Here is a 13,522-nt window from a genome sequence, read left to right on the forward strand (position 1 = left end):
TTTGCTGGCGAATGGAAAATGTCTGACACCTCTGCGGTGAATGGCACAGCGTATTCGCCAGCAAGCTGACTCCCACAGGGGTGCAGCGTAATGCCGTGAGATGCCCGCACCTTCGAGACCCAACACATGCCGAACAAGAAAAAACCACCCTTCCCGACCCTGTGGAACAACACCCGCGCGGCCCTTGCCTTTCTCGCGCCGGCCACCGTTGCCCTGGCGCTGATCGGCATCTTTCCGACGGTGTTCGCGCTGGTCAACTCGTTCCGCCAGTACAACCTGGCCCGGCCAAAAGACGCGACGCCTTTCATCGGCTTCGACAACTACCTCAACGTGCTCAACGACGCTTCGTTCTGGGCGGCGCTGGGCCGAACCGGGCTGTTTCTCATCACCGTGGTGCCAATCCAGCTGGCGCTTGGGCTGATCATCGCGCTGATGCTGCACAAGCCCGGCCTGTCCGGTTTCAAACTGCTGGCGCGCATGAGCCTGGTCATCCCGCTGGCCACCGCGCCCGCCGTGGCCGGGCTGATTGGCCGGCTGATCTTCAACCGCGATTTCGGCGTGGCCAACGCCCTGCTCTCAGTGGTCAATGCCGGGCCGGTCGAATGGCTGGGCGACACCACCAACGCGTTTATTGCCGTGGCGCTGATGGACATCTGGCAATGGACGCCCTTCTGCGCGCTGGTGCTGCTGGCGGGGCTGACCATGGTGCCCAATGAAATCGAAGAGGCCGCGCGCCTGGAAACCCGAAGCCGCTGGCAGATCGTGCGCTACGTGCAGTTGCCGTTTCTGTTGCCCAGCGCGACGGTGATATTGATTCTGCGCACCGCCGACATCCTCAAGATGTTCGACACCGTGTTCACCATGACCCGCGGCGGCCCGGGCGCGGCGACCGAGCTGGTCAGCGTCTATATCCAGCGCATCGGCTTTCGCGTGTTCGATCAGGGCGTTGCCTCGGCGCAGGCGATCCTCATGCTGATCCTGACCATCGTGCTGGCCCGTCTGTACATCAAATTCGTTTACCGGGAGATCTGACATGGCCACCGTTGCGACTGCGAAAAACCCGGCCACCCCCGCCCTGGTGCGCCCACGGGCGAGCGTCAATGGCTGGCATCTGGTCGGTCTTCTGGCGATCTTCCTGTTCGCGGTGTTTCCGTTTTACTGGATGGTCGCCACCAGCCTCAAGACCCAGGCCGAAGCCCTCGCCTCGCCACCGATCTGGGCCTTCACACCGCACCTGGATAACTACGTGAAAGTGCTGTTCGAGCGCGACGTGCTGCACAGCCTCGGCAACTCGCTGATCGTCGCGGTTTGCACCACGGTGCTCGCCGTTGGCCTCGGCACGCCGGCGGCCTACGCCCTGGCGCGGTTCGAATTCAAGGGCAAGGAAGACCTGTGGTTCTGGTTCATCACCAACCGCATGCTCAGCCCCATCGTCGTGGCACTGCCGATCTTTCTGATGGCGCGCAACATGGGCCTGATCGACACCCATCTGGTGCTGATCCTGATCTACCTGACCTTCAACCTGCCCATCGTCGTGTGGATCTGCACTGACCAGTTTCGCGGCGTGCCGAAGGACCTGGACGAAGCCGCGCGGCTGTCGGGCGCGTCACGCTTCACCATCTTCTGGCGCATCGCCCTGCCCCTGGCGATGCCGGGGGTGGCGGTGTCGGCGATCTTCTCGTTCATCTTTTCCTGGAACGAGCTGCTCTATGCCCTGGTGCTGACGCGCAACACCGCCCGCACCGCGCCGGTGACCGCCACCAGTTTCATGAGCGGCTACGACTTGCCCTGGGGCGAGATCATGGCCACCGGCACGCTGATCGTGTTCCCGGTGATCATTTTCGCGCTGATGGTATCCAAGCATCTGGTACAAGGGCTGACCATGGGCGCCGTGAAATAGACGCCCCGCTTTACCGGCCACAGTAAGGACACCGCCGTGCAGAACCTTTACCCGGACACTCCCTTCACCACCGAACCGGTGAACGCCGAGGATCAGCTCAATATCCGCATCGCCTGGTCCTATTACGTCAACAGCATGACCCAGCAGCAGATCGCCGACCGGCTGGGCATCACCCGCGTTAGGGTCAACAAGGCCCTGGCGACCTGCCGCGAAACCGGCGTGGTGCAGATTCGCATCACCTCGCCGCTGGCGGCCTGCATCCAACTGGAAGAGCGTCTGCAGAATCGCTTCGGCCTGCGTCGCGTCACCGTCGTGCCCTCACCCGACGATCCGTCGACCATCTTCCGCGTGCTGGGCGTCGGCATTGCGCCGAGCATCGAGGAATACCTCACCGACGGCAGCATCGTCGCCGTGGGTTGGGGCCGCACCCTGCGCCAGGCCGTGCGCGAACTGTCCGCACGGGCGCTGCCGAACCTGACCGTGCTGTCGCTGCTCGGCGGCCTGCATTACGGCTCGGCCAACAACACGGTGGAGATCGCCTCGAGTTTTGCCGGGCTGTTCGGCGGCTCCTGGTACTACCTCGCCGCGCCGGTGTTCGCACCTTCGGAGCAATACCGCGACATGTATCTCGAAGAAGCCTCGGTGCAGGGCGTGCTCGGCAAGGCGCGGCAGGCCGACCTGGCCTTGCTCACCGTCGGTGATTTGAGTGAGCGCTCGCTTATGCTCGAGCTGGGGCTGGTCAACGATGAGGACGCGCGCTCGCTGCGGGCCGCCGGTGCCGTCGGTGACCTGCTCGGCCGCTGGCTGGACCGCGACGGCATCGAAGTCAATCACCCGCTGAACCGTCTCGCCGTCTCCCTGGACCTCGAAGACCTGCGGCGGATCAAGAAGGTCGTGCTGGTCTCCGGCGGGCCGTACAAGGCCGACATCATTCGCGCGGTGCTGCTGCGCAATTTCGTCCACGAGCTGGTCATCGACGAAAGCGCGGCGCGGCAACTGCTTGATCAGGACAAATAAATCCCCCTTCTGGAGCGATCGCGATGGCCCATCATGACTTTGGCGGCAAGCGGATTCTGGTCACCGGCGCGGGCAAGGGCATTGGCCGGGAAACCGTGCAGTGGCTGGAGCGATGCGGTGCAGAGGTGATCGCCATGGGACGCAATCCGGAGGATCTGGCCTATTGCGCGCACTCAGCGGTGGCGGACCTCGCCGACGTCATCGCCACCCGCGCGGCCGTGGCCTCGGTACTGCCCGTCGATCTGTTGGTCAACTGTGCAGGAGTGGTCGAGCTGAAGTCGTTTCTCGACACATCGGTGGAGACCTTCGATCACCTGATGGCGGTGAACACCCGGGCGCCCATGGTCGTGGCGCAAATTGTCGCCCGCGACCTGATCGCTCGCGGCGTGCCGGGCGCCATCGTCAACGTCTCAAGCCTCGCCGCTGCGGTGGGCACACGGGATCATCTGGCGTACTGCGCGTCGAAAGCGGCGCTGGATGCCATGACCCGAGTGATGGCCGTTGAGCTTGGCCCCCACGGCATTCGGGTCAACAGTGTGAATCCGGTGGTGACACTGACGCCGATGGCAGACAAGGCCTGGAGCGACCCGGTCAAGGCCGGCGCGATGCTGTCGCGGATTCCCCTGGGCCGCTTCGTTCAGCCCGGGGAAATCGCCGCGACCATCGCCTTTTTACTCAGCGACGACGCCGGCATGATCAACGGCGTGACCCTGACCGTGGACGGCGGTTTCAGAGCGGGCTGAAGCGCACGTCTAAACCCTCGCTCAGCCCCACAAGGTGCGGCCGAAGAACGTCAGCGTGCGGTCCATGGCCAGTTGCGCCCAGACCGGGTCGTATTGCGTGCCCGGAATCCGGCCAGGGCCGACGGCTTCTTCGTTGGCGAAGGCGTGGTGGGCCAGGTAGCGGTGGAATTCCAGGTCGACGCCGCCTTCGCTGAGTTTGGCTTCCAGCTGATCGACGCCGTCCGCCGGGAAGAATTCATCCTGAGTGCCCCAGTGCGCCTGAACGGGCACCTTGATCGCCGCAGGGTCGAGGAATTCCATCGGCGGCATGCCGTAGAACACCACGCCGGCGGACAGCTCGGGGATGAAGTTGAGTGCCAGAAGGGTCAGCGCGCCGCCCATGCAGAAGCCGGTGACGCCGACTTTCTGGCTGTGTCCCTTGAGGTATTGCACGGCGCCGCGGATGTCCTGGGTGGCGGCATCGGCGAAGTCGAGTTTGTCCATCAAATGGTGGGCTTCTTCTTCCTCGACCGTCATTTCGCCACGGTACAGATCCGGCACCAGCGCCAGATAACCGGACGCCGCAAGACGATCGGCCACGCCACGGATCTGATCGTTCAGGCCCCACCATTCCTGAATCACCACCACGGCGGGTGCGCCTTCGGTCTTGGCCGGGCTGGCCAGGTAGCCACTCAACTCTTTGCCGTCCGGACGTTTGAACGTGATGGTCTTGCCCGTTGCCTGTGTCGATGCTTGAGTCATGGGGTTCTCCGGATAGAAATTCAGTTGGATTAACAGCGTAAGACGACTGACCGTCAGTTCTACGGCAGCAACACGACGGTGAACAGCGTGACCCACGTGAAATTACTGACAGGTTCGGCGTGAACCCCGTTCAACCGTTTTGCAGATCCGTGCCCATGGCAGCGCCGGTCATGTCTCGACGACGCTCGTCACGTGGGGCCGAGCGATGCTCGCGCAACTGCTTTTTCAGGGTGGCCGCCGAAGGCGCGTAGAGAAAGCCGAACGACACGCTGTTGCGTCGGCCTTTCACCGCGTGGTGCATCAAGTGCGCGTGGTAGAGGCGTTTGAGGTAGCGACTGCGCGGCCGTGGGCGTGCCGGCCAATGGCGATGGACCATGCCGTCGTGAACCAGCACGTAGATCAGGCCGAACGCCGCGACGCCTGCGCCCACCCATTGCAGCGGGTCATGGCCGTGGTTGCCGGCAACGATCAGCGCGACCGCCACCATGCCCAGGGCCAGCAGATAGAGGTCGTTGGTTTCAAAGGCGCCGAGCTGTTCTTCGTGGTGGGACTTGTGCAGGAACCAGCCCCAGCCGTGCATGACGTACTTGTGCGCGAGAAAGCCGACCCCTTCCATGGCGGCAAGGGTGAGGAGAAAAATCGTTAAGTTGAAGATCATAGCGTCGGGAAGGCCGATGGGTCTGGACGTCGACGTGCAGCATACCGGGGTCACGGGAAATTTCCAGATTCGCGCTCACAACGTTTGCTTTCCTGACCAACCGATGTAAAAAATGGCCCCATGGGTGAGCGTCCCGGACGTTCACTGTATTCGTGCCCTGCCCCTCGCGGCGGCCGGCACCGCTTTCAAGGAATCAAGCATGGCTCCAAGACACGTCATCAACGCTTCGGTCAGCCCCAAGGGCAGCCTGGAAACACTGTCGCAACGTGAAGTCCAGCAACTCAGCGCCGCAGGCTCCGGCAGCATCTACACCCTGTTCCGCCAGTGCGCCCTGGCTATTCTCAACACCGGCGCCCATGTCGATAACGCCAAAACCATCCTCGAGGCCTACCAGGACTTCGAAGTGCGCATCCACCAGCAGGACCGTGGCGTGCGCCTCGAACTGCTGAACGCCCCGGCCGACGCCTTCGTCGACGGCGAGATGATCGCCAGCACCCGGGAAATGCTGTTCAGCGCCCTGCGCGACATCGTCTACACCGAGAGCGAGCTCGACAGCCAGCGCATCGACCTGAGCAGCTCCCAGGGCATCACCGATTACGTTTTCCACCTGCTGCGCAACGCCCGGACCCTGCGCCCCGGCGTCGAACCGAAGATGGTGGTGTGCTGGGGCGGCCACTCGATCAACACCGAAGAATACAAATACACCAAGAAAGTCGGCCATGAGCTGGGCCTGCGCAAGCTGGACATCTGCACCGGCTGCGGTCCCGGCGTGATGAAAGGCCCGATGAAGGGCGCGACCATTGCCCACGCCAAGCAGCGCATCACCGGCGGCCGTTACCTGGGCCTGACCGAGCCAGGCATCATCGCGGCCGAGGCGCCGAACCCGATCGTCAACGAGCTGGTGATCCTGCCGGACATCGAAAAGCGCCTGGAAGCCTTCGTCCGTGTCGGCCACGGCATCATCATTTTCCCGGGTGGCGCAGGCACGGCAGAGGAATTCCTCTACCTGCTCGGCATCCTCATGCACCCGTACAACCAGGACCTGCCGTTCCCGGTCATTCTCACCGGCCCGAAAAGCACGGCGCCGTATCTGGAGCAGCTGCACGCGTTCGTCGGCGCGACACTGGGCGACGCCGCGCACAAGCATTACCAGATCATCATCGACGACCCGTCTGAAGTGGCGCGGCAGATGACCCTGGGCCTTGCGTCGGTGCGCCAGTTCCGCCGCGACCGCGCCGATGCGTTCCACTTCAACTGGCTGCTGAAGATCGAAGAGAGCTTCCAGCGTCCCTTCGACCCGACCCACGCCAACATGGCCAGCCTGCAACTGCGCCGCGACCTGCCGCCCCACGAACTGGCGGCCAACCTGCGCCGGGCGTTTTCCGGGATCGTGGCGGGCAACGTCAAGGACAAGGGCATTCGCCTGATCGAGGAGCACGGCCCGTACGAAATCCACGGCGACGCGGAAGTGATGCAGCCGCTGGACAAGCTGTTGCAGGCCTTCGTCGAGCAGCACCGGATGAAACTGCCGGGCGGCGCGGCGTATGTGCCGTGTTATCGAGTGGTGTCCTGACTCAGCTGACGCGAGCTCTCTGACATCCGGCGATCTGCCACGCTGTCTGGAATAAACGCAGTTCCTGTGGGGGCGAGCTTGCTCGCGAAGAGGCCCGCTCAGCCAACTCATCTCTGGCGGCTGTGTAGCCGCCTTCGCGAGCAAGGTGGAGCGCCACCCCGGTCGCTCCCACAGGTATTTCGTTCGCTGCAGAACACCGTTGTGCCTGGAAGACTTATTTCCACACCTGCATCTCCCCGAAATTCCGGAACCCATCCATGATCCACATCCGCCCCATGACCGCCGAAGACTTCGCGCTCTTCTGGCCCACCTTTCAGGCTGTTGTTCTGGCGCAGGAAACCTACGCCTACGCCCCCGACCTGAGCGTCGAGCAAGCCCGGCACCTGTGGCTGGAATACCCGCTGCACACGCTGATCGCCGAAGAAGACGGCATATTGCTGGGCAGCTATTACCTCAAGGCCAACGCTGCCGGCCCTGGCAGCCATGTCAGCAACTGCGGCTACATGGTCACCCCGGCCGCGCGGGGTCGTGGCGTCGCGCGCCTGATGTGCGAGCACTCCCAGCAACTGGCGCTGGACAGCGGCTTCTCGGCCATGCAGTTCAACTCCGTGGTCGCCACCAACGACGTCGCCGTCGCGCTCTGGCAGAAACTCGGTTTTGAGATCGTCGGCCGTCTGCCCCGCGCTTACCGCCATGCCCGGCTCGGGCTGGTGGACTGTCTGGTGATGTACAAATGGCTGGCGGACATGCCGGCCTCACGCAAAGCCAAAAGCCCGTTGCTGATCGGACGCAAGAACATCGAATCGGTGATCTCCCGCCCCCGGCGCAAGCCCTCTGACGGACCTGCCTGATCTTTCCGGACATCGGGAACCACCTGCCTGCCTGACGCCACTCACCCTGCAAAGTACTCACTTGCACGGACGGCGTCAGCATGGCTTTAAATTCAGTTTTCCGTGGCCAGGCCACGAATGTCGGAAGCGTCCCCGCCACACCCTCGGCATCAGCAACTGGACCCGCTCAGCGCAAAAATGTCATGGCGCGAATGGCTACTGCCAGCCGGTCAACGCTGCAGAAAAGCCGTAACTTCGCAGGCGGTCTGTTTAAGGCCCGACAGGGAGACGCCTCGTCGACCCCACGCGCCTCCGGGGCCGGGAACACCACTAACACTGCGCTCGCACCCAACGCGGCGGCGGCATCAGCTACGGCCGCTGCATCAGCCGCGCCACAGGCGAACGCGCCGGTGCCGCCCACCGGTCCGGCGCCAACCGCTCCAACCGGTCCTGCGACAACCCAGCTACCCGCCATGGCGATGACACCCCGGCTGAGCATGGCGTTGCACAATCAGCAACTGACTTTTGGCGGCTCCGGCCAGCCCAACCGCACCGAGCGCCTGCTCGAAGGCATTCTGAGCAAGCACGACCAGCGTTATCAGGGCTTGGCGGAGCTCAATCAGAGTGCAGAGAAAACCGAATACCTGCTGGTCGACACCCAGAACCGGCTGCTCCACGCCCATGCCAGTGATGCGGCCATTTCCCTGTTCAAAAGCAGTGAAAAACGCGCCAACAACGCCTTCGATGTGGCGATGCCCACCGATGCCCATCGCGCGCAGATCACCGGCGTGCACAAAGACGCGAACAACACCGCCTGGCGCATTCACGAAAATAAGCTGTACGCGTTGCAAGGGGGCCAGTGGCAGGAAAACACCCAAGGCGCAACGCTGAAAACCCTGCACAACATCGGCGCTGGCAACCTGTTCGGGCTCAACGGCGAAGGCCGGGTGTATTCGCTGAATGATCTGAATACCCCGTTGAATTTCGATCACAAGGTCACAGCACTGGGGCGCTCGCCGGACGGTCAACTGATGGCGCTCAGCGAAGACACTCAAGGCCAGCACTTGCTGGTGCAGCGCAATGCCCTGGGCGCGGGCGTGCACGATGTGCACCACTTGATCACGCCCACCGGCACGGACAACGACGAAGCCCTGAAACCCAAATCGGTGGCCATCGCGGGGCAGCGCCTGCTGGCGACGACGGCGTCGGGCAAACTGCTGCAGGCGACGATGCCGGCGGTAGATGATCGCAAGAAAACGATGTTCGTCACGGGCGAGCTCACGCTGCAGCCAGCGCCACCCTCACCCGCCCTGCTGGCCGCCTTCGGCAATCACACCGTCAGCGACTTCTTCCACGACGATAAAAATGTCCTGCACGCCCGAGTCAAGGATCAGCAAGGCCTGGAGCACAGCGCCGCATGGGATGACAAAAGACAGGACTTCGTCCCCGGCTGGTCCATGGCGCCGCTGGTCATGGACCGTCAGCAAGGCTTGCCGGTCCTGACACCTGACGCCGCCGCGCAAATCCAGCTGCCACGCGGCAAAATCGCCAGCCACGACAACACGCTGCTGGTCCAGGACCCGCGCACCGAAGAATGGAAGAAGACCACCGAAAAGGACATCAAAGCCCTGCAGGCAGGTCAGGACGGCTTCGCTTACATCATCGACAAGGACGGCAAGCTCAAACAGTTGAAAGTGGTGCCCCAGGCCGCCGCCCATGACATGGGTCGCGGCGCCGATCTCGCCCTGCAGGGTCGCGGGACCGAAGCCAAGGGCACCGCCCTGCGCGGCGCCGAGCATCTGGTCGCCGACAAACTGGCGGTACAGAACGATCAGAATTTCATGACCCTGAGCGACGGTGAACTGCGTTTGCATGACCAGAACGGCGAACGCGCGCAGTTGCCCAAGCCACCCGGCACCGGTGATATCCAGGCGATCAGCACGGGCGGCAAGGATTGGTTCGCCCTGCGCGGCGGCGCCCTGTTCCGGCTGAGCGGCGACGATGCCAACGCTCGGAAGCTCAATCCTCAGCGGACCTGGCAAGCGGTTCAGGGCCCGACCACCCCGCCGGGGGCCGTTCTTCAGGACCTGCGCCCCAGTCACGACGGACGTTTGCTGGCTACCACCAGCGCCGGAGAATTCGTCAAAACCGCGACCGGGTGGGAAGCCGCAACACCCGCCCCGGCGGCCCCACGCAATGACCACGCGGCCTTCAATCGGCTGGCGGCGGCCGAGCCGGAAACCCTGCGCAGAGGCTCGGCCAAACTCACCGTCAACGTGATGGGCAGCAACAACGTCGAGAGCACGAAGGTGAAGCAATATGCCCCCGCCACCCTCAGGCAGAATTACCTGACGGCTCATCTGTCCTTGACCGGCGCGGCGAAAGTGCCGGCCGACAGCCTCCAGCACGCCTGGAAAGGCCGCGAAGGCCTGAGGCCGATCTACACCGAAGAAACCGCGCTGCTGCGCGAACTCCACACCCGCGCGACGGCGGCGACCGGGGCTCCGGGGCGGCCAATGGCACAGCGCATTGATGACCTGGCGCCCCGCCTGACGTCACCTGAATCGGGCGAGTTGGCAGAGCTGTTCAACTGGTTCCAGACCAGCGTCACCGAAGACCTGCAGAAAACCCTTCGTGAACTGGCTCAGGACGAGGGCGCCTTGCTCAAGAACGGTGCCGCCAATCCGGCCTTTCGGGGCAAGCCGCGTACCAACGACATGCTGCCGCAAGTGGCCGGCGTCCTGCGCCACAGCGGCATCGACAACGCCCATGAGCTGGGGCAGTTGCTCGACTCGCTGGAGAATGCGCATTTCACCCTGGAGCGTCGCAACACGGAGAAACCGCTGGATGGCTCCCGCACCCAGGGCGATAAGCAGGCGCTGCTGCGCGCCCGCCTGGCCCTTGACGTCAAAGTGCTCAACGACATCAGCACCGCCCTCGACGGGTTCGCCGATGAAGTGAAAAAACCGGGCGCCAAGGATTTCGCCCCCATCGCCACGGCGCTGGCCGCCCTGCACAACGACACCTACGAAGGCAGCCCGGTCAAACGCTACACCGACGCGGGCTTTCGTGACCACGCGTCCCTCGAAGCCAGTTACGACGCCACCAAGAACCTGCTCAAGCACTTGCGCAAGGACAACCACCCGCTCAAGCGCAACATATTGCAGGGACTGCAAACCCCTGCCGGCCCCAATAACGCCGATGTCACGCGCAGCCTGACCCAGGCGCTTCGCGATCTTGAACCCCGGGAAAGCGTCAAGCTGAACCGCAACTACGGCGGCGGTATCACCGGCGGCGTCGCAGGCCCGGCGGAACCGGCCTTCCTCGGCTTTCGCGGCAACATCGATCCGGAGCGCACCTACGGCCTGACCTTTACCCGCTTTGATCGCGGCCTGAAAGTGTCGATGAGCCGCGAAGGCGCCATCAGCGGCACAGGAAGCTTCGGTTTTGGTGGCGGCAAAAGTGACACCAAAACCACGCCGGGCGACAGCCATGCCAACATCCAGTCCAACGGTGGCTGGTTCGGCGGCAGCCTGGACGCCAAGTACAAATACGCCAACAGCACGGCGCTGAGCTTTTTCATCCGTGACGACGAAATCGATGATTTCATGGCCGACCTGATGCAGACGCCGCTGGCCAGCAGCAAGCGCCCGACCCAGGGTGGCCTCAAACCGATGGAATTGATGGATCGTGGCGTCGAGAAGGAAGTGCGCACCACCGGCAAGCACGCGTTCGACCTGGATGCGGGGGTCAACCTGGAATCCCGTACCAACAAGGGCCAGACCGATGCGGAGCCCGTCGCCGGCTTCATGCGCTTCGGCGCCGGACTGCTGGGAACCGTGTCACTGCTCAGCGCCGAACGGGAACGCACCGAGGGCCATGGCAGCGACGGCCTGCACACCGATATCTACAGCAGCAACCGTGCGCGTTTCCTCGAAAAAGGCTCGGTGACCGGCTACGCGCGGATGTTCAGCACCGTCTTTACGTCGCGCCCCAGCAACCTGTTCGTGGCTGGCGGTGCACCCTTGGGGGTCAGCGCGACACTGGCGTTCGACAACAAGACCGGCAAGAGCTACGACGTGCGCTTCAAGAACGCCCTGCCGCTGCAGACCGCCGACGTCAAAACCCTGGGCGAAACACTGGAGAAGGCCTTCCCCGGCATGAGCAAGAATCCGTCGGCTGAAGGGAAGAATCCTGAGCAGGTGCTGCAGGACCTCAAGAGCAAATACCTGACGGCCACGCCAGACGAGAACGACGCGCAATACGCCGCGCGCCAGAGCCTGCGCCAGCTCGACCGGCAGAACACCGCTGCCGGCCAGGGCTCGAGCCTGATGTCGCTGATGGACATGGTGGTCAAGCACAACAACGTCAACCGGCTGGATCAGGCCGCGCCGTCCAAGCGGCAGATCGACCGCGTCAAACAGATGCTCGGCCGCGACTGCAACGAAGGCAACGCCCAGCGCATTCACGACATGATGAGCGCCGACCCGCAGTTCAAAGGCCTGCTCGACGCGATGAAGGACACCAAGGGGACCACTCGCGCGGAAATCAAGCTTGAGGTCCGCGACGACATCAAGGAACGCATCGAAACCGGCGCGTTGGACGGAAGCCTGACCGACGCGATGCTCAAGGACATGCTCAGCGACAAGAACAATCTGCGCATCAAGAGCATCGCGGTGTTCAAGACCGCAGCCAAGGAAGACTCGTTCGGCACGCCCTTCCCGTTCGTCAGCTACAAAAGCGGCAGCGCCCTGAGCATCGAACGCCTGATGGGCGAAGTCACCTTCGAGTACGGCATGGACCCGACGAACCCGAAAAAGGCCACCGCCGACGGCGACATTGCCGACCGTGGCGACTCGCAGCCCGCCCTTGAACTGGGCCAGGTCGGCAACGGCGCCTTCCGGCCGCGCTAGGCCGACGCCCATGACTTTCCATTGATCCAATCGAAACCCCGGACAGGACACCGCAGATGATGAACACGACGACACAAGCAGACGCCTGCATTCAGGCACTGGGCAAACAACTGGGCACGGCGTTGCAACTCGAAAACGGCGTGTGCGCGCTGTTCGACGAGGGCCGCGAGGTGGTCATCATCGAGATCCCGGCGGGCGGCGACGTCGCGATCCTGCATTGCAAACTGTCACTGCGCCCCGACCCGAGCCTGTACGAGCGGCTGATGAGGCTCAACTTCGACAGCGGCGCCATGAGCGGCTGTTGGCTGGCGCTGGATGAACAACACTCGGTGCGCCTGTGCACACAACTGCCGCTCAAGGCCCTTGATGAGATGACCTTCGTGGACTGGGTGCAAGGGTTCGTCCTGCAGACCCGTGACGTTGCCGGCCTGCTGCAACAGCGCCCTTCATCGCCGGCCAAGGCACCGACTCATGCCCAGGGACACGGTGGCCTGTCGCGGCGGATCGGCTGACATCGTGCCGGCGCGCCGATGCTGCGTCGGGAAACCGGGCCGGTGACGCTTTCAGGGCCGGGCATGGCGCTTTCAAACTTGCCGGAATGCCATCTCTCGACGATTCTCTATGCACGGCCAGACCGGCCGTGCTCACAAGAAACGCGCCGGAGAGGCCAGCATGACGACCGTAGCAGAACTACTGAAGTTGAAAGACCCGCATCACGCTGACGTTCACACCGTCGGGCCTGGGGAGATGGTCCTCGAGGCGATCAAGTTGATGGCCGAAAAGAACATCGGCGCCGTGCCGGTGGTGCGCGATGGCAAGGTGGTTGGCATCGTCAGCGAGCGGGATTACGCCCGCAAGATGGAGCTCAAGGGCCGCGCCTCGGCCGGCACGCCGATCAGCGAGATCATGACCCACGACGTACAGACCGTGGGTTCGCAGCACACCGTCGAGCACTGCATGAACATCATGACCGACCGCCGGCTGCGCCATTTGCCGGTGGTGGACGAAGGCCGGCTGATCGGTCTGCTGTCCATCGGCGACCTGGTCAAGGCGGCCATCGCCGAGCAGGCCAGGCTGATCGAAAAAATGCAGGAATACATTCGCGGCGAAAGCTACTGAGCATCCACACGAAAAAGCCGGAGCTTTA

General features: G+C 63.5%; 11 protein-coding genes. 9 read left to right on the forward strand and 2 right to left on the reverse strand.

Annotated elements, in window-relative coordinates; genetic code table 11:
- Window positions 1-126 precede the first annotated feature (126 nt).
- Genes AC07RO_RS06890 through AC07RO_RS06905 form a run of 4 tightly spaced genes read left to right on the forward strand, consistent with a single transcriptional unit; the run spans window position 127 to window position 3,660 of the window.
- Window positions 127-1,032: a carbohydrate ABC transporter permease gene (locus AC07RO_RS06890; protein ID WP_346629892.1), complete on the forward strand. Its 906-nt coding sequence runs from the start codon at window positions 127-129 to the stop codon at window positions 1,030-1,032.
- A 1-nt stretch (window position 1,033) separates the two neighbouring features.
- On the forward strand, window positions 1,034-1,900 hold the full coding sequence (locus AC07RO_RS06895; RefSeq protein ID WP_495085640.1) for a carbohydrate ABC transporter permease: 867 nt from the start codon (window positions 1,034-1,036) through the stop codon (window positions 1,898-1,900).
- A 36-nt stretch (window positions 1,901-1,936) separates the two neighbouring features.
- On the forward strand, window positions 1,937-2,917 hold the full coding sequence (locus AC07RO_RS06900) for a sugar-binding transcriptional regulator (protein ID WP_495085641.1): 981 nt from the start codon (window positions 1,937-1,939) through the stop codon (window positions 2,915-2,917).
- A 23-nt stretch (window positions 2,918-2,940) separates the two neighbouring features.
- Entirely contained in the window at window positions 2,941-3,660 is a 720-nt protein-coding gene (locus tag AC07RO_RS06905) for an SDR family oxidoreductase (protein ID WP_495085642.1), read from the forward strand.
- A gap of 21 nt (window positions 3,661-3,681) precedes the next feature.
- Here the strand turns inward: AC07RO_RS06905 and AC07RO_RS06910 are convergent, their stop codons facing one another.
- Both AC07RO_RS06910 and AC07RO_RS06915 read right to left on the reverse strand, forming a co-directional pair.
- Entirely contained in the window at window positions 3,682-4,401 is a 720-nt protein-coding gene (locus AC07RO_RS06910) for a dienelactone hydrolase family protein (protein ID WP_495085643.1), read from the reverse strand.
- A 130-nt stretch (window positions 4,402-4,531) separates the two neighbouring features.
- Complete coding sequence (locus AC07RO_RS06915) at window positions 4,532-5,059, reverse strand: sterol desaturase family protein (protein WP_495085757.1); 528 nt, start codon at window positions 5,057-5,059, stop codon at window positions 4,532-4,534.
- A gap of 199 nt (window positions 5,060-5,258) precedes the next feature.
- On the opposite strand from AC07RO_RS06915, the gene ppnN reads away from it, so the two are divergent.
- The 5 genes from ppnN (at window position 5,259) to AC07RO_RS06940 (ending at window position 13,494) form a co-directional block, all read left to right on the forward strand.
- On the forward strand, window positions 5,259-6,632 hold the full coding sequence (ppnN, locus tag AC07RO_RS06920; RefSeq protein ID WP_495085644.1) for a nucleotide 5'-monophosphate nucleosidase PpnN: 1,374 nt from the start codon (window positions 5,259-5,261) through the stop codon (window positions 6,630-6,632).
- Between the two features lie 257 nt (window positions 6,633-6,889).
- On the forward strand, window positions 6,890-7,483 hold the full coding sequence (locus AC07RO_RS06925; RefSeq protein ID WP_495085645.1) for a GNAT family N-acetyltransferase: 594 nt from the start codon (window positions 6,890-6,892) through the stop codon (window positions 7,481-7,483).
- A 452-nt stretch (window positions 7,484-7,935) separates the two neighbouring features.
- Window positions 7,936-12,375, forward strand: coding sequence for an AvrE-family type 3 secretion system effector (locus tag AC07RO_RS06930; protein WP_495085646.1), 4,440 nt, complete (start codon window positions 7,936-7,938; stop codon window positions 12,373-12,375).
- A gap of 56 nt (window positions 12,376-12,431) precedes the next feature.
- Window positions 12,432-12,887, forward strand: a complete 456-nt coding sequence (locus AC07RO_RS06935; protein ID WP_192171933.1) for a type III secretion system chaperone — start codon at window positions 12,432-12,434, stop codon at window positions 12,885-12,887.
- A gap of 160 nt (window positions 12,888-13,047) precedes the next feature.
- Window positions 13,048-13,494: a CBS domain-containing protein gene (locus AC07RO_RS06940; RefSeq protein WP_282369943.1), complete on the forward strand. Its 447-nt coding sequence runs from the start codon at window positions 13,048-13,050 to the stop codon at window positions 13,492-13,494.
- Window positions 13,495-13,522: the final 28 nt, after the last annotated feature.

Source organism: Pseudomonas sp. GW821-FHT07F05 (genome assembly GCF_059418765.1).

Bases quoted from the DNA above. Each gene is read 5' to 3' on its own strand.
- AC07RO_RS06905 (WP_495085642.1), top strand. From the start codon at position 2,941: ATGGCCCATCATGACTTTGGCGGCAAGCGGATTCTGGTCACCGGCGCG.
- AC07RO_RS06890 (WP_346629892.1), top strand. From the start codon at position 127: ATGCCGAACAAGAAAAAACCACCCTTCCCGACCCTGTGGAACAACACC.
- AC07RO_RS06935 (WP_192171933.1), top strand. From the start codon at position 12,432: ATGATGAACACGACGACACAAGCAGACGCCTGCATTCAGGCACTGGGC.
- AC07RO_RS06895 (WP_495085640.1), top strand. From the start codon at position 1,034: ATGGCCACCGTTGCGACTGCGAAAAACCCGGCCACCCCCGCCCTGGTG.
- AC07RO_RS06940 (WP_282369943.1), top strand. From the start codon at position 13,048: ATGACGACCGTAGCAGAACTACTGAAGTTGAAAGACCCGCATCACGCT.
- ppnN (WP_495085644.1), top strand. From the start codon at position 5,259: ATGGCTCCAAGACACGTCATCAACGCTTCGGTCAGCCCCAAGGGCAGC.
- AC07RO_RS06915 (WP_495085757.1), bottom strand. From the start codon at position 5,059: ATGATCTTCAACTTAACGATTTTTCTCCTCACCCTTGCCGCCATGGAA.
- AC07RO_RS06910 (WP_495085643.1), bottom strand. From the start codon at position 4,401: ATGACTCAAGCATCGACACAGGCAACGGGCAAGACCATCACGTTCAAA.
- AC07RO_RS06925 (WP_495085645.1), top strand. From the start codon at position 6,890: ATGATCCACATCCGCCCCATGACCGCCGAAGACTTCGCGCTCTTCTGG.
- AC07RO_RS06930 (WP_495085646.1), top strand. From the start codon at position 7,936: ATGGCGATGACACCCCGGCTGAGCATGGCGTTGCACAATCAGCAACTG.